The 16,783-nt window shown below is 62.5% G+C and carries 12 protein-coding genes; 2 read left to right on the forward strand and 10 right to left on the reverse strand.

From position 1 onward, the window contains the following. Positions 1 to 59: 59 nt before the first annotated feature. The 8 genes from truA to leuC all read right to left on the reverse strand — a co-directional run bounded on the left by truA (position 60) and on the right by leuC (position 10,611). On the reverse strand, positions 60 to 884 hold the full coding sequence (gene truA, locus AC515T_RS19420) for a tRNA pseudouridine(38-40) synthase TruA (protein WP_003203852.1): 825 nt from the start codon (positions 882 to 884) through the stop codon (positions 60 to 62). A gap of 371 nt (positions 885 to 1,255) precedes the next feature. Continuing rightward, positions 1,256 to 3,838, reverse strand: coding sequence for a FimV/HubP family polar landmark protein (locus AC515T_RS19425; RefSeq protein ID WP_496529647.1), 2,583 nt, complete (start codon positions 3,836 to 3,838; stop codon positions 1,256 to 1,258). Positions 3,839 to 4,048: 210 nt separating this feature from the next. After that, on the reverse strand, positions 4,049 to 5,059 hold the full coding sequence (locus AC515T_RS19430; RefSeq protein WP_496529648.1) for an aspartate-semialdehyde dehydrogenase: 1,011 nt from the start codon (positions 5,057 to 5,059) through the stop codon (positions 4,049 to 4,051). 252 nt (positions 5,060 to 5,311) lie between these two features. Next, the gene (asd, locus tag AC515T_RS19435) at positions 5,312 to 6,424 is read right to left on the reverse strand and encodes an aspartate-semialdehyde dehydrogenase (RefSeq protein WP_024779161.1); all 1,113 of its coding nucleotides are present in this window, start codon (positions 6,422 to 6,424) and stop codon (positions 5,312 to 5,314) included. Positions 6,425 to 6,478: 54 nt separating this feature from the next. Beyond that, on the reverse strand, positions 6,479 to 7,561 hold the full coding sequence (leuB, locus tag AC515T_RS19440) for a 3-isopropylmalate dehydrogenase (protein ID WP_060741441.1): 1,083 nt from the start codon (positions 7,559 to 7,561) through the stop codon (positions 6,479 to 6,481). 66 nt (positions 7,562 to 7,627) lie between these two features. Continuing rightward, a complete protein-coding gene (locus AC515T_RS19445) occupies positions 7,628 to 8,392 on the reverse strand; it encodes a class I SAM-dependent methyltransferase (RefSeq protein WP_496529649.1) in 765 nt (254 codons plus the stop codon). A gap of 144 nt (positions 8,393 to 8,536) precedes the next feature. Continuing rightward, positions 8,537 to 9,181, reverse strand: coding sequence for a 3-isopropylmalate dehydratase small subunit (gene leuD, locus AC515T_RS19450; protein ID WP_003203864.1), 645 nt, complete (start codon positions 9,179 to 9,181; stop codon positions 8,537 to 8,539). Positions 9,182 to 9,192: 11 nt separating this feature from the next. Beyond that, positions 9,193 to 10,611: a 3-isopropylmalate dehydratase large subunit gene (gene leuC / locus AC515T_RS19455; protein ID WP_496529650.1), complete on the reverse strand. Its 1,419-nt coding sequence runs from the start codon at positions 10,609 to 10,611 to the stop codon at positions 9,193 to 9,195. 157 nt (positions 10,612 to 10,768) lie between these two features. Between leuC and AC515T_RS19460 the strand changes: the two genes are divergently transcribed. Continuing rightward, complete coding sequence (locus AC515T_RS19460) at positions 10,769 to 11,659, forward strand: LysR family transcriptional regulator (RefSeq protein WP_207966795.1); 891 nt, start codon at positions 10,769 to 10,771, stop codon at positions 11,657 to 11,659. A 70-nt stretch (positions 11,660 to 11,729) separates the two neighbouring features. Beyond that, a complete protein-coding gene (locus AC515T_RS19465) occupies positions 11,730 to 15,008 on the forward strand; it encodes a PAS domain S-box protein (protein ID WP_496529651.1) in 3,279 nt (1,092 codons plus the stop codon). A 231-nt stretch (positions 15,009 to 15,239) separates the two neighbouring features. Here AC515T_RS19465 and AC515T_RS19470 read toward each other — a convergent pair whose 3' ends face one another. Further along, positions 15,240 to 15,692 carry an Hsp20 family protein gene (locus AC515T_RS19470; RefSeq protein WP_053123476.1) on the reverse strand — a complete coding sequence of 151 codons (453 nt, stop codon included), beginning with the start codon at positions 15,690 to 15,692 and terminating at the stop codon, positions 15,240 to 15,242. 120 nt (positions 15,693 to 15,812) lie between these two features. Further along, complete coding sequence (locus tag AC515T_RS19475; protein ID WP_496529652.1) at positions 15,813 to 16,772, reverse strand: tRNA dihydrouridine synthase; 960 nt, start codon at positions 16,770 to 16,772, stop codon at positions 15,813 to 15,815. Between the last annotated feature and the right edge of the window lie 11 nt (positions 16,773 to 16,783).

Here is a 16,783-nt window from a genome sequence, read left to right on the forward strand (position 1 = left end):
GCTAAAACCTCAGGCAAATCCGTGAAAGTCCCGGATGGTAACAAATGCTGCGGAGGGCGTCAGCCGTCGAGTTCCGAGAAGCCAGTGAGGAAATGTGGCCCGATGTAACGCTCCGGCAGCTCGAACTCATCGCGATATTCGACCTGTACCAGGTACAAGCCAAACGGATGCGCCGTGACACCACCGGAACGGCGGATGCGACTGTCGAGCACTTCCTTGATCCACTCCACCGGCCGCTCGCCGGCGCCAATGGTCATCAGCACGCCGGCGATGTTGCGCACCATGTGATGCAGGAAAGCGCTGGCGCGGATGTCGAGCACGATCATCTTGCCGTGACGGGTCACGCGCAGGTGATGCAGCTCCTTGATCGGCGACTTGGCCTGGCACTGGCCGGCACGGAAGGCGCTGAAATCATGGACACCGACCAGGTACTGCGCGGCCTCGGCCATGCGTTCGACGTCCAGCGGGCGGTGGTTCCAAGTGATTTCTTCGTTCAGGTGCGCCGGACGGATCTGATCGTTATAGATCACGTAGCGATAACGCCGGGCGATAGCCTTGAAGCGCGCATGGAAATGCGCCGGCATCACCTTGGCCCAACTGACGCTGACATCGTGGGGCAAGTTGATGTTGGCGCCCATCACCCAGGCCTTCATCGAACGCTCGACCTGAGTATCGAAATGCACCACCTGGCCGCAGGCATGCACGCCGGCATCGGTCCGGCCGGCGCAATGCAACGACACGGGCGAGTCGGCGACTTTGGACAGCGCGTTTTCGAGGGTTTCCTGCACCGTCAATACACCGGACGCCTGGCGCTGCCAGCCACGGTAGCGCGAGCCTTTGTATTCAACGCCCAAGGCGATCCGGAAAAAGCCGTCGGCCGCCATTTCGGCGGCCGGGTTGTCTATGTTTGCCAAGGAATTACAGCCTGCTGAGGTACGCAAAGGCGGGCATTATAAGGCCGTCGGGGTGGGATGCCAGTGCAACCAGTGGTCCTGGGTCGAATCGACTGGCGCCATCGCGAGCAAGCTCGCTCCCACAGAGGCTCAGGTGATTTCTCAGGCAAGGACAAGTCCTTGTGGCGAGGGAGCTTGCTCCCGCTGGGCTGCGAAGCAGACCCTCTCCATGGCGCGTCGAACACTTTTGCGAGCGCTACGCACTCGAGCGGGAGCAAGCTCCCTCGCCACAAGAGCTGCACGAATGACCTGCAAACAAAAACGGCAGCCTCACCGGCTGCCGTTTTTGTTTAACTGCTGACTCACACCAAACGCGACAACATCTCCTGCGCTTCGCTCTTCTGAGTGGCATCGCCTTCGCTGAGGACTTCGCCGAGGATGTCGCGGGCGCCGTCGTTGTCGCCCATGTCGATGTAGGCCTGGGCCAGATCGAGCTTGGTCGCCACCTCGTCAGTACCGCTGAGGAAGTCGAAGTCCGGCTCGTCTTCAGCACCAACCAAGGCATCTTCGGCGGTGAAGGTCGGTTGGCCCAGGCTGTCGGACAGGCGATCCAGTTCGGCGTTTACATCGTCCAGCTCGGATTCGAAGGCATCCTTTGGCCGGTCAGGGGCATCCATCTCGTCGGCAAGGGACAGATCAAAATCTGCCGGCAGTTCGAGATCGTCGGCCGGCGTATCGTCCAGGGCCGGCGTTTCGGCTGCTGGAAGATCCAGGCCCTTGAGGTCGTCGTCCAGATCCAGGAGGAAGTCTTCGTCATCGAGCGCCGCGACCGGGGTTGGTGCGTCGGCGCCCAGGTCCAGGTCGAATTCCGACAGGTCGTCCAGGCTTTCGTTGGCTTCAGTCTGCTGCTTGAGCACCGACTCGAAACTCAGGTCGTCGTCTTCCGGGAAGGCGTCCAGCTCGGCGACTGGCTCCGGTGCCGGCGCAACCGGGGTCTCCAGGTCATCCAGGCTCAGGTCGAAGGCGCTGTCCAGCTCCTCGTCGGTGGGCGATTTGTCTTCCAGCAGATCCTTGACGTACTGCGCGTCCAGCTCCGCGGCCACTGTCGCCGCGGCCAGGCCAGCAGCGGCGGTGGCGACCACCATGGCCGGGAAACGGCTTTTCAGCTGTTCGACCTGGGCATAGTTGTCGCCATTGGCCACCAATTGGCGTTCCTGGGCGACAAAGGCGTCGCGGTCGCCCTGCTGGCCATAGACTTCCATCAGTTTCAGACGCAGGTCGCTGCGCTGGGGTTCGGCCTTGATGCCCTGCTCAAGCAGGTCAGCGGCCTGGTTCAAGCGGCCGCGGTCGATATGGGACTGGGCCTGGGGCAGCACGTCGTCGGAACGCTCGGCGGCCGGAGCCACCAATGGCGCGGCGATAGGCGGCGTGACCACCACAGGCGCGATCACCGGGGCCGGCTTGGGCGCTGGCGCAGGGGCCGGTTTTGGCTCGAGTTTTACGCTAGGTGGTGGAACCTCAATGCCCTCGAAGCTGCTCGGGGGCAGATCGAGCTCCGGGGAGAAGTCAGCCTCCTCCTCGAGGGCGCGAGCCATGCGCAAGTGTTTTTCCGCTTCCTGTTGGGCCTTGCGGCGACGGGCGAGCAACAACAGCAGCAACAGCAGGAGCAGCGCGCCACCGCCAATCAACCCCAGCAGGATCGGATTGGTCAGCAAGTCGTTGTATTTTTGCTCGTTGGACGCGGCAGGCGTCGGCTCGACCGGTGCGGCAGGCGGCGTCGCTTCCGGGGTCGCTTCTGGCGCAGGAGCAGTCGTCGGGGCCTGTGCCGCTGGCGCAGGGGTCAGCTCCGCGGACATCGCCGCAGGCGCCTCGCCAGCAGGTGGAACGGCGGCACCTTCGGCCTGCATCTTGGCCAGTTGATTGTTCTTCAGCTCGATCAGGCGCTGCAGTTTGTCCAGTTGGCTCTGCAGGTCCGCCATGCGGCTTTTCAGTTCTTCGTTGTCCCGGCGCGCCGAATCGAGGCTTTCCTGGGTAACCGCAAGCTTGTTGGTCAGCGCCTGGGCATCACCGGCAGCGCCCTTGCCGCCCGCCTTCGCCGAGTCGGCCGACACCAGGCTCAAGTTGTCGCGACCAGCCGCCTGCGCCGGCGCGCCTTCGCCACGGCCACGCTTGGTGGCATCCAACTGCTGCTTGCCAGCACCCGCCACGCCACGACGCCCCGAGCGCCAGGCGGCGTTCTGCGCAGCCACTTCGGCGATGGCCTGTGGTTGCGGCAGTGCCGTGCTTTGCACCGGGTCCGGCAGGCGCAACACCTGGCCGGTCTTGAGCAGGTTGATGTTGCCGTTGATGAACGCGTTCGGGTTCAACGCCTGGATCGCCAGCATGGTTTGCTGGACCGACCCACCGTTGCGCACCTTGGCGGCGATTTCCCACAGGGTATCGCGCGGCGTGGTGGTGTACTGGGAAGGCTTGGTGGCCCCGGTGACCGGCGTGGCCACGACCTGGGGCGGTTTCGCCCGGGCAGCGTCGGCGGCCTGTGGCGAGAATTTGGAAGGATCGAGCAATACGCTGTAGTCGCGCAGCAGACGGCCGTTGGGCCACATCACCTGCACCAGGAACTTGACCATGGGCTCGGACAGCGGCCGACTGGACGTGACCCGCAGGACACTCTTGCCGTTGGCGTTGATCACCGGAGTGAAGGTCAGGTCATTGAGGAAGGCCTGGCGGTCGACCCCGGCCTTGGCGAAGTCGTCGGGCGAGGCCAGGCTCGGCACGACTTCGGCGGCGGTCAGTTGCTGGACGTCGAGCAACTCGATCTCGGCGACCAGGGGCTGGTTCGGCGTCGACTTCAGGGTCAATTCCCCGAGCCCGAGCGCTTGCGCCATACCGGAGGACAGCGCCGAGGCGGCCGCTATTGCTAACACCAGTTTGCGAACTTGAACCATAGCCTCTTCCTTTGTTTGAACATTCCTCGGCCAGCGAGAAGGTATTGATGCCGCTGCCGTAAGGCATTGCGCGCAGCCCCGAAGCGACGGTGCGCGCGATCATTTCACTCATGCCCCGGGAAAGTCCCCCAGAGGGATGTTCGCCTTCAGCACTCCGGCCAAGCATAGCGCCCAGCTAGAATCATTCGACAAATTGATGCCAAGTATCTTTTACAGCAAGTCTTTTATCAACAACTCAGCCACCTGCACGGCATTGAGCGCCGCGCCCTTGCGCACGTTATCCGACGTCAGCCACATATTTAGTTCAGCGGGATCGTCGATCCCACCGCGTACACGACCAACGTAGACCACATCCTGCCCCACCGCATCACCTACCGCAGTCGGGTAATCGCCCGCCTCCACCAACTCGATGCCGGGCGCCGCTTCCAGGGCCGCGTTGACCTTGTCCAGGTCGACAGCGTTCGCAGACTGCACGGTCACGCTAAAGCTATCGCCAAAAAACACCGGGGCTTGAATGCAAGTGACGGAAATCTTTAATAAAGGTTGATCCAGCACCTGGCGCAACTCACGGACCAGGCGCTTTTCCAACGACGTATGACCCTGCTCGTCCGGGGCGCCGACCTGGGCCAACAGGTTGAACGCCATCTGTCGGTCAAAGAACTTCGGCTCCAGCGGGCGGGCATTGAGCAGCTCGGCGGTCTGGCGCGCCAGCTCGCTCACGGCTACGCGGCCCTGGGCGGACACGGCGAGGCTGGCGGTCAGGCTGATGCGTTGCAGATCGAGGCACTCGCGCAGTGGCGCCAGCACGACCGCCAAGGCCGTGGCCGATGCGCTGGGGCTGCTGACCTGCAACGGCTTGCCCAAGCCGGCCAGGACCTGGGCGTTGGCTTCCGGCACGATTTGCGGCGCCTGCTCGGGCGGCAAGGCGCCGGACAGGTCGATCAGCGCACAGCCGGCCGCCGTGGCCCGTGGGGCGAAACTCAGGGTCACCGCCGGGCCAGCGGCGAAGAACACCAGTTGGACTTTGCTGAAATCGAATTCATCGACCTCGCGCACCCGCACGTTTTTGCCACGAAACATCACCGAGCTGCCTGCCGATTCGCTGCTGGCCAGCAGGTGCAGGTTGCCGACCGGGAAGTCCCGCTCTTCGAGAATCTGGACGAGGGTTTCGCCGACAGTACCGGTGGCGCCGATCACGGCAATATCAAAGGACTGGCTCATGGGTCTACCTCAGGTAAAACGTGGGGAGCGGCACTTTACCGGGTGGTCGGTATGCAGGCAATTGGCAGGCGGATTTGCAGTGCCTGGATTGACCTCATCGCGAGCAAGCTCGCTCCCACAGGTTTTGCGGCCACTGAAGATCCTATGTGGGAGCGAGCCTGCTCGCGATGAGGCCAGCCCTGACACACAACTGCCCCCAATAAAAAACCCGCACCTCTCACAAGGCACGGGTTCTTTCACAGCGACATCCGATCAACGCTCGAGCAGGATCCGCAGCATGCGACGCAGCGGTTCGGCCGCGCCCCACAGCAGTTGGTCGCCGACGGTGAAGGCACCGACGAATTGCGACCCCATGTTCAGTTTGCGCAGACGACCCACCGGTACATTCAGGGTGCCGGTGACCTTGGTCGGGCTCAGCTCCTGCATGCTGGTTTCGCGATTGTTCGGCACCAGCTTGACCCAAGGGTTGTGCTGGCTGATCAGGCCTTCGATGTCGGCGATCGGCACGTCTTTGTTCAGCTTGATGGTCAACGCCTGGCTGTGGCAGCGCATGGCGCCGATGCGCACGCAGATGCCATCCACCGGGATCGGGCTCTTGAAGCGACCGAGGATCTTGTTGGTTTCGGCCTGGGCCTTCCACTCTTCGCGGCTCTGGCCGTTGGGCAGTTCCTTGTCGATCCAGGGGATCAGGCTGCCGGCCAGCGGCACACCGAAGTTCTCGGTCGGATAGGCATCGCTGCGCATCGCCTCGGCGACCTTGCGGTCGATGTCGAGGATAGCGCTGGCCGGGTTGGCCAGGTCATCGGCGACGGCGGCGTGGGTGGCGCCCATCTGCTTGATCAGCTCACGCATGTTCTGCGCGCCGGCACCGGACGCCGCCTGGTAGGTCATGGCGCTCATCCACTCCACCAGGCCGGCTTCGAACAGGCCACCCAGGCCCATCAGCATCAGGCTGACGGTGCAGTTGCCGCCGATGTAGTTCTTGGTGCCCGCGTCCAGTTGCTGGTCGATGACCTTGCGGTTGACCGGGTCAAGGATGATCACCGCGTCGTCCTGCATGCGCAGGCTGGAAGCGGCGTCGATCCAGTAACCCTGCCAGCCGGCTTCACGCAGCTTGGGGAACACTTCGCTGGTGTAGTCGCCACCCTGGCAAGTCAGGATCACGTCGAGGGTCTTGAGCTCTTCGATGCTGTAGGCATCCTTGAGCGCACCGGTGTCCTTGCCCACGGACGGGCCCTGGCCACCGACATTGGAAGTGGTGAAAAACACCGGCTCAATGAGATCGAAATCCTGCTCTTCCAGCATTCGCTGCATGAGCACGGAACCGACCATGCCGCGCCAACCGATCAGACCTACACGTTTCATCGCAACTACACCTATACAAAAGTGGGCCACCGTCGAGGCGGTGGGCCCGAAAGATTACAGATTCCGCAGCGCGGCGACTACTGCATCGCCCATTTGCTGCGTACCGACTTTGGTACAACCTTGCGACCAGATATCACCGGTGCGCAAGCCTTGGTCCAAGACCACGCTGACGGCTTTTTCGATCGCGTCGGCGGCATCGTTCAAGTTGAAGCTGTAGCGCAGCATCATCGACACCGACAGGATGGTCGCCAATGGGTTGGCGATGCCCTGCCCGGCGATGTCCGGCGCCGAACCGTGGCACGGCTCGTACATGCCCTTGTTGTTGGCGTCCAGGGAGGCCGACGGCAGCATGCCGATGGAACCGGTGAGCATCGACGCTTCGTCGGACAGGATGTCGCCGAACATGTTGTCGGTGACGATCACGTCGAACTGCTTGGGCGCACGCACCAGTTGCATGGCGGCGTTGTCGACGTACATGTGGCTCAGCTCGATGTCCGGGTAATCCTTGGCCACCTGCTCGACCACTTCACGCCACAGTTGGCTGGAGGCCAGCACGTTGGCCTTGTCCACCGAGCACAGCTTCTTGCCACGCACGCGGGCCATGTCGAAGCCGACCCGGGCGATACGGCGGATTTCGCTTTCGCTGTACGGCAGGGTGTCGTAGGCCTGGCGCTCGCCATTATCCAGCTCGCGGGTGCCACGCGGGGCACCGAAGTAGATACCGCCGGTCAGCTCACGGACGATGAGGATGTCCAGGCCCGAGACGATTTCCGGCTTCAGGCTCGATGCGTCGGCCAGTTGCGGGTAAAGAATCGCCGGACGCAGGTTGCCGAACAGCCCCAGTTGCGCGCGAATCTTCAGCAGGCCGCGCTCAGGACGGATGTCACGTTCGATCTTGTCCCACTTCGGGCCGCCCACGGCACCCAGCAACACGGCATCGGCGGCACGGGCACGGTCCAGGGTTTCATCGGCCAGGGGCACGCCGTGCTTGTCGATGGCGGCGCCGCCGATCACGTCGTGGCTGAGTTCGAAGCCCAGGCCGTACTTGTCGTTCGCCAGCTCCAGGACCTTGACCGCCTCGGCCATGATTTCCGGGCCAATGCCATCACCTGGGAGAATCAGAATCTGTTTGCTCATGCTTTCCTCGTTTGTTCTGTCGACACGGGCCTGGGCTTCGTACCCAAGGCCGAATCGGGAAAAATGCTATCGCTCGGCCCACAGCACCAGTACATCTGTACTGAACGAACCATCGGCCTCAATCTCAAAATATTCACGCACTTCATCGCCCATCGAACGCTGCAGCTGGAGGATCGCCCCACGCATCACCTCGGGCGTGCGCATGCGTTCGACCCAGGAGTGGTACTCCAGGCGCAGGCGTTGGCGCGAGGTGCTGCGGGTGTGCAGCCCTGCTTCGCTGACCTGGCGCAACCACTCGCCAGCCGAATAATCGCGCACATGACTGGTGTCGCGCAGCACTTCGATGCTTTGCAAGTAGGTGTCCAGCAATGGCGTACCCGGCGACAGGATGTCGATGAACGCCATCACCCCGCCCGGCTTGAGCACCCGTCGCACTTCCCGCAACGCCAGGCCCAGGTCGCTCCAATGATGCGCCGAATAACGGCTGAACACGAAGTCGAACTCGGCGTCGGCGAACGGCAGGCGCTCGGCGGCGCCCCGGACCGTGCTGATGTTGCCCAGGCCACGCTCGGCCGCTGCCGCGGTCACGACATCCAACATCTGTTGGGACAGGTCGTAGGCCACCACTTCGCCGGCCAGCGGCGCCACGTGGAAACTCACATGGCCGGCGCCACAGCCCAGGTCCAGCACACGAGCATCGCCACGACCGGCCAATGCCGCCTGTAGCAGCGCGAACTCAGCGCCCTGGGCGTGCACGGCACTGCTCAGATAGGCCGAAGCCTGCTCACCGAATTGCTTTTGCACAACCTGACTGTGGGCGGTGCTGGTCATGGATGGTTTCCTTTTTGGTGTTGTGTTGCCTGGGCGGGCCCCATCGCGAGCAAGCTCGCTCCCACAGGTGTCTTGTGAACACCATAGATCCCCTGTGGGAGCGAGCTTGCTCGCGATGAGGCCGGTACTGCCTACATCAATCCATCAAGCATCGCGAAACAACCAAGGCTGGCTCGCCCGGTGCTTGGCCTCGAACGCGGCAATCGCCTCGCCGTCCTGCAAGGTCAGGCCGATGTCATCCAGGCCGTTGAGCAGGCAATGCTTGCGAAACGCATCGATCTCGAACCCCAACACCTTGCCGTCAGGACGGGTCACGGTCTGGGCCGCCAGGTCGATCTGCAGTTGATAGCCCGGGTTGGCCTCGACCTGCTGGAACAGTTCATCCACGTCAGCATCGCTGAGGATGATCGGCAGCAAGCCGTTCTTGAAGCTGTTGTTGAAGAAGATGTCGGCGTAGCTCGGCGCGATGATGCTGCGGAAACCGTACTCTTCCAGGGCCCATGGCGCGTGTTCGCGGCTCGAACCGCAGCCGAAGTTCTCCCGGGCCAGCAACACACTGGCGCCTTGGTAACGCTCGGCGTTGAGCACGAAATCCTTGTTCAATGGCCGCTTGGAGTTGTCCTGGTACGGCTGGCCGACATCCAGGTAGCGCCACTCGTCGAACAGGTTGGGGCCGAAACCGGTGCGCTTGATGGACTTCAAGAACTGCTTGGGAATGATCTGGTCGGTGTCGACGTTGGCACGATCCAAAGGCGCGACAAGACCGGTGTGCTGGGTAAAAGCTTTCATGCTGCGCTCCTTCAGATCAATTCGCGGACGTCGACGAAACGGCCGTTGACAGCCGCCGCCGCGGCCATCGCCGGGCTCACCAGGTGCGTACGGCCACCGGCGCCCTGACGGCCTTCGAAGTTACGGTTGGAGGTGGAGGCGCAATGCTCGCCCGACTCCAAACGGTCCGGGTTCATCGCCAGGCACATCGAGCACCCCGGCTCACGCCATTCGAAACCGGCCTCGAGGAAAATCTTGTCCAGCCCTTCCGCTTCGGCCTGGGCCTTCACCAGGCCCGAGCCCGGCACCACGATGGCCTGCTTGATGGTCGAGGCGACCTTGCGGCCCTTGGCGATCAGCGCAGCGGCGCGCAGGTCTTCGATCCGCGAGTTGGTGCAGGAGCCGATGAACACGCGGTCGAGCTGGATGTCAGTGATCGCCTGGTTGGCGCTCAAGCCCATGTATTTCAGGGCGCGGACGATGGAGTCGCGCTTGACCAGGTCCATTTCCTTGGCCGGATCCGGTACATGCTGGTCCACGGCCAGAACCATTTCCGGGGACGTGCCCCAGCTGACTTGCGGCTTGATCTGCGTCGCGTCGAGCTCGACGACCGTGTCGAACTGGGCATCGGCATCGGAGACCAGGTCTTTCCAGGCCTCGACCGCCATGTCCCATTCCGCGCCTTTTGGCGAGAACGGACGCCCTTTGACGTATTCCACGGTTTTTTCATCGGCGGCCACCAGGCCGACACGGGCACCGGCCTCGATGGACATGTTGCAGATGGTCATGCGGCCTTCGACGGACAAGTCGCGGATCGCGCTGCCGGCGAACTCGATGGCGTGGCCGTTACCGCCGGCGGTGCCGATCTTGCCGATCACGGCCAGGACGATGTCCTTGGCGGTCACGCCGAACGGCAGCTTGCCTTCGACGCGCACCAGCATGTTTTTCATTTTCTTGGCGACCAGGCACTGAGTCGCGAGCACATGCTCCACCTCGGAGGTGCCGATGCCATGGGCCAGGGCGCCGAAAGCACCGTGGGTCGAGGTGTGCGAGTCGCCGCAGACCACGGTCATGCCCGGCAAGGTCGCGCCCTGCTCCGGGCCGATGACGTGGACGATGCCTTGGCGCACATCGTTCATCTTGAATTCGACGATGCCGTATTCGTCACAGTTATCGTCGAGGGTCTGGACCTGCAGGCGCGAGACCTGGTCGGCAATCGCTTCGATGCCGCCCTTGCGCTCCGGCGTGGTCGGTACGTTGTGGTCCGGGGTCGCGATGTTGGCATCGATGCGCCACGGCTTGCGCCCGGCCAGGCGCAGGCCCTCGAAGGCTTGCGGCGACGTCACTTCGTGGATGATGTGACGATCGATGTAGATCAGCGCCGAGCCATCGTCGCGCTGCTTGACCAAATGCGAATCCCAGAGCTTGTCGTAGAGCGTTTTGCCGGCCATCAGACGGTTTCCTCATCAGCTTGTTTCTATGCCCCGGGCCTTGAACGAATCAATAACCCCTTGGCTTGTGAGGCTGATCCTATGGGGTTACATTAAATAACTCAAATTCATATTTTTCATGCTTTGCATAACCAACTGGAATCCTACTGGAACCGCCATGGACCTCGCCAACCTCAATGCCTTTATTGCCATCGCCGAGACGGGCAGTTTCTCCGGCGCCGGCGAACGCCTGCACCTGACCCAGCCGGCCATCAGCAAGCGCATTGCCGGCCTCGAACAACAACTCAAGGTGCGCCTGTTCGACCGACTGGGGCGTGAAGTGGGCCTGACCGAGGCCGGCCGGGCCCTGTTGCCACGGGCCTATCAGATCCTCAACGTACTGGACGACACCCGCCGCGCCCTGACCAACCTGACCGGCGAAGTGACCGGGCGCCTGACGCTCGCCACCAGCCACCACATCGGCCTGCACCGCCTGCCACCTTTATTGCGGGAGTTCACCCGGCGTTATCCCCAGGTGGCGCTGGACATCCAGTTCCTGGATTCGGAAGTGGCCTACGAAGAAATTCTCCACGGCCGGGCGGAACTGGCCGTCATCACCCTCGCCCCCGAGCCCCACACGCTGGTACGGGCCACGCCGGTGTGGGACGACCCCCTGGATTTCGTGGTCGCTCCGGAGCATGCCCTGCTGGAGAACGGTGCGGTGAGCCTGGCGGATATAGCCTTGCATCCGGCGGTGTTCCCGGGAGGCAACACCTTCACCCACCACATCGTGCAACGACTGTTCGAAGCCCAGGGCCTGACGCCGAACATCGCCATGAGCACGAATTATCTGGAAACCATAAAAATGATGGTTTCCATCGGCCTGGCCTGGAGCGTTCTGCCGCGCACCATGCTCGACGAACAGGTCGCGCGCATTCCTTTGCCGGGCATACAGCTCAGTCGCCAGCTAGGCTATATCTTGCACACCGAACGGACGCTATCGAATGCCGCACGGGCTTTCATGGCCTTACTGGACGCACAAATCGATTTGCCAGGGACAAAGGCATAGGTTGTGCCGCGCCTGTAGGGCCTTGGATGCTTGTGCTTAATGCCCAAACCCGCTCAAGGCTCGCGAGATAATGCCCAAACCCGCTGACCACCTCCCGCCCATGCCGCGCATCCAGGCGCTCGACCCGAAGCGGTCCGAGCAAAGCTGGGACAGCGCGCCACAGTTACTGGCAGCCCTGAACGGTGCGCGGCTGGGCGCCTGGTCGTGGGACATCGAGACCGGGCAGATCAGTTGGTCCCGGGGCACCCAGGCGCTGTTCGGCTTCGATCCACGCCAGCCATTGCCGGCGGACATGGATTACCTCGACCTGTTGCTGCCTGAAGACCGGGCCAAGGCCCTGCGTGCCTTTCATGCTGCAGTCGCCGGTGCGCCGCTGGAACAGGCGATGCATCACCGCATCGTCTGGCCCGACGGCAGCCTGCACTGGCTGGAAATCAGTGGCAGCGTGTTGCCCGACAAGCACGGCCGGCCGCGCATGATCGGGGTGATTCGTGAAATCACCCATCAGCGCGAGCGGGAACAGGCGCTGCGCAGCTCGGAAAAACGCTTTGCCACGCTGTTTCACCTGACCCCGAACATGGTGCTGCTGACCCGCCAGGAAGATGGCTTGATCATCGAGGCCAACCAGTATTTCGAAAGTCTGTTTGGCTGGCCGCTGCACGACATAATCGGCCGCACGACCCTGGAACTGGGCTTATGGGTCCATCCCGAGCAGCGGGCAAAACTGGTGGAGGTCGTCAAGGCCAAGGGCGAAATGACGAGTATGGAGGTAGAACTGCAGGCCAGTAACGGCCAGATCCACAGCGGCCTTCTCAGCGCGCAGAGAGTCGAACTCGAGGGCCAGCCTTATCTTCTGAGCACATTCCTCGATACCACCGAACGCAAACTGGCCGAACAGGCCCTCAAGGACAGCCAGGAGCGCCTGGACCTAGCCCTCGACTCGGCGCAACTGGGCACCTGGGATTGGCACATCCCCAGCGGCATGCTCTACGGCTCGGCCCGGGCCGCGCAGCTCCACGGCCTGGAACCCAAGCCGTTCCACGAAGCATTCGATGCGTTTTTCGAGGGAGTACCCACGGAGGAACGCAACAACATGCGCAACGCCTATCGCAGCCTGCGGGAAGGCCCGGCGGGCAACTATCAGTTGACCTACCGCGTGCAACTACCCGACGGCAGCTCGCGCTACCTGGAAAGCCGCGCCCGCCTCTACCGCAACGACGACGGCAGCCCCTTGCGCATGGCCGGGACCTTGCTGGACATCACCGATCAGGTGGAGCGCGAACAAAGCCTGGCCGCCTCGGAAGAGAAATTCGCCACGTTGTTCCAGGTCAGTCCCGACCCGATCTGCGTCACCCACCAGGACAGCGGCCGGTTCCTTGAGATCAACTCCAGTTTCACCCAGACCTTCGGCTGGACCACCGGCGACGTGATTGGCCTCAGCGCCGACGAAATCGGCCTCTGGGGCGGCTCGGGCAGCAGCCTGCAACGCATCGAACGGGTGATTCGCGAACAATCGCTGAACAATGTCGCCATCGTCGTTCACCACAAGAATGGCCAGCCGCTGACCTGTGTGATTTCCAGCCGACAAATCAACGTCGGCAACCAGCCGTGCATCGTCACCACCTTGCGCGACATCACCCAACAGCAACGCTCCGAAGCCGCCCTCAAGGCCAGTGAAGAGAAGTTCGCCAAGGCGTTTCATTCCAGCCCCGACGCCATCACCATCACCGAGCTCGAAAGCGGCCGCTACCTTGAAGTCAACGACGGCTTCTGCCGGTTGACCGGTTACCGCGCCGACGAAGTGATCGGGCATACGGTCTACGAGGTGGGAATCTGGGCCGAAGAAAAACAGCGCGCGGCCCTGCTGGCCGAATTGCAACTCAAGGGCCGCGTCGTCCACCAGGAAATGCTCGGGCGCAATAAACGTGGGGAAATCCTCACGGTGGAGGTCTCGGTCGAGCCCATCACCCTCAATGAAACCAAGTGCCTGCTGCTGACCGCCCGGGACGTGAGCCTGCTACGCAATGCCGAAGCCCAGATCCGCCACCTGGCCTATCACGACCCGCTGACCAACCTGCCTAACCGGGCCTTGTTGATGGACCGCCTGAGCCAGCAGATCGCCCTGCTCAAGCGCCACAACTTGCGCGGTGCCCTGCTGTTTCTCGACCTGGACCACTTCAAGCACATCAACGATTCCCTCGGTCACCCGGTGGGCGACACCGTGCTGAAAATCATCACCGCTCGCCTGGAAGCCAGCGTGCGCCTGGAAGACACCGTGGCGCGGCTGGGCGGCGACGAGTTCGTGATATTGCTCAGCGGCCTGGAGGGCTCGCGCAGCGAAGTCAGCAAGCAAGTCCAGACCCTGGCCGACACCCTGCGTGAACTGCTCTCGGAACCGATGTTTCTCGATGGCCAGCGACTGCAGGTCACGCCGAGCATCGGTATCGCGCTGATTCCCGACCACGGCTCCACGCCCACCGATTTGCTCAAGCGCGCCGACATTGCGCTGTACCGCGCCAAGGATTCGGGACGCAACACCTCGCAGATGTTCCACACCACCATGCAAAAAGCCGCCAGCGAACGGTTGCGCATGGAGACCGACCTGCGCCAGGCCCTGGCCCGTGGCGAATTCAGCGTGCATTTCCAGCCTCAGGTCGATGCCCGGGACAACCGCATCATTGGCGCCGAAGCTCTGGTGCGTTGGCATCACCCGGACCTCGGCGCCCAATCGCCCAACGAATTCATCAAAGTGCTGGAGGACAGTGGCCTGATCCTCGAAGTCGGGACCTGGATCCTCGATGAAGCCTGCGACGGCTTCAAGCAGCTGATCGCGAAGGGCAAGATCGACCCGCAACGATTCAGCCTGTGCGTGAACATCAGCCCACGACAATTCCGCCAGAGCGACTTCGTCGAACGCATTGAAAATAGCCTGGCCACCCACGGCCTGCCCTGCTCGCTGCTGAAACTGGAGATCACCGAAGGCATCGTCATCCAGAACCTGGACGACACCATCGCCAAGATGCGCCGGCTCAAAAAACTGGGCGTGAGCTTCGCCATGGACGATTTCGGCACCGGTTATTCGTCGCTGACCTACCTCAAGCGCCTGCCGGTGGACACGCTGAAAATCGACCAGTCCTTCGTACGCGACGCCACCAGCGACCCCAACGACGCCGAAATCATCCGCGCCATTGTCGCCATGGCCCGCAGCCTTAACCTGGTGATGATCGCCGAAGGCGTGGAGACCCTGGAGCAATTGCATTTCCTGCAAGGGCTCGATTGCCATTTGTACCAGGGTTACCTGCACAGCCGGCCGTTGCCGCTGGAGGCGTTTGAGCGGTTGTTGCCATAATTTGGAAGCTCAATACAAGACGGGCTTTTGTGGCGAGGGAGCTTGCTCCCGCTGGGCTGCGCAGCGGCCCCAAAAATAGAATATTCGCCTCAGACCAGCCTGACACACCGAGAAGACTGGTTTCAGGGCCGCTTCGCGCCCCAGCGGGAGCAAGCTCCCTCGCCACAGTCATTCTCAATGTCCAAAAATGAAGAAGGGCGCCATCGGGCGCCCTTCTTCAGTTGCGATGCATCAGTTTTGCAGCGCGGGTTGCTGCTGCGCACCGTTGATCGGAATGCGCTTGGCTTTCGCCTCTTCCGGAACCACTCGCAACAGGTCGATGCTCAACAGACCGTTGCGCAGGCCGGCGGACTTGATCTCGATATGATCGGCCAACCGGAAGGACAGCTTGAACGCACGCTGGGCGATGCCCTGGTGCAGGAAGGTGACGCTATCGTTGCTGGCTTCACGCTTGCCGCCACTGATGGTCAGCACACCTTTTTCCACTTGCAGGTCCAGGTCTTCTTCCTGGAACCCGGCGGCGGCGACCACGATGCGGTACTCGTCATCACCATGTTTTTCCACGTTGTAGGGTGGATAGCTGCTGCCCGGTTCGTTGCGCAGGGCGGTTTCGAACAAGTCGTTGAAGCGATCGAAGCCTACCGAGGAACGGAACAGAGGGGCCAGCGAAAATGCAGTACTCATGATTCAAATCTCCTGAAAAATTCAGCAAGTTTTTTTGTCTCCGCGACCCGAATTCGGCATCGCGTACCCCCTATCTAGGGTCCGCCAAAAACTTTTCAAGAGGTTTTTTTGAAATTTTTTTCAGGCCGCTTCGGTGCGCTGCACACCCAATAAATGCCCCACCGCGTCCAGGTCGGTTTCCCGGCGCAGCGCGGTAAACAGCTCGACCGCCTCGGGGTAATTGCGGGTCAGCATTGCCAGCCACTGCTTCAACCGGCCCGGGGCCTGGCGCGGTGTCAACTGTTCGACCACTTGCAGCCAAAAGTCATGGAGCATCGGCTGCAGCTCGGCCCAGGACATCTCGACCACGTCCTCGCCAGCCCGGGCAGCGGCGATCTGCCGGGCCAGGTCAGGACGGGAAACCAGGCCGCGACCCAGCATGATGTCTTCGACACCGCTGATTTCGCGGCAACGGCGCCAATCCTCCACGCTCCAGATATCGCCATTGGCGAACACCGGCACCTTGACCACTTCCTGCACGCGGGGGATCCACTCCCAATGGGCCGGAGGCTTGTAGCCGTCGGCCTTGGTCCGCGCATGCACCACGATGTGCGCCGCGCCACCTTCGGCCAACGCCGTGGCACAGACCAGCGCGCCGTCCGGGCTATCGAAACCCAGGCGCATCTTGGCGGTGACGGGGATGTGTTTCGGCACCGCGCGGCGCACGTGCTCGACGATTTCGTTGAGCAGTTCCGGCTCCTTGAGCAACACCGCCCCGCCCCGGGACTTGTTCACGGTCTTGGCCGGGCACCCGAAATTCAGGTCGATCACCTCCGAGCCCAACTCGCACGCCAACGCCGCGTTTTCCGCCAGGCACACCGGATCGGAGCCGAGCAGCTGCACCCGCAACGGCACGCCGGCAGCGGTCTGGGCTCCGGTCAACAGCTCAGGGGCGAGCTTATGGAAATAGGCTGGCGTGAGCAGACGGTCGTTGACGCGAATGAACTCGGTGACACACCAGTCGATACCGCCAACACGGGTCAAGACGTCCCGCAGGATGTTGTCGACCAACCCCTCCATGGGCGCCAGGGCAATTTGCATGGAAACACACA

The sequence above is a fragment of the Pseudomonas sp. FSO-7 genome, assembly GCF_059579345.1.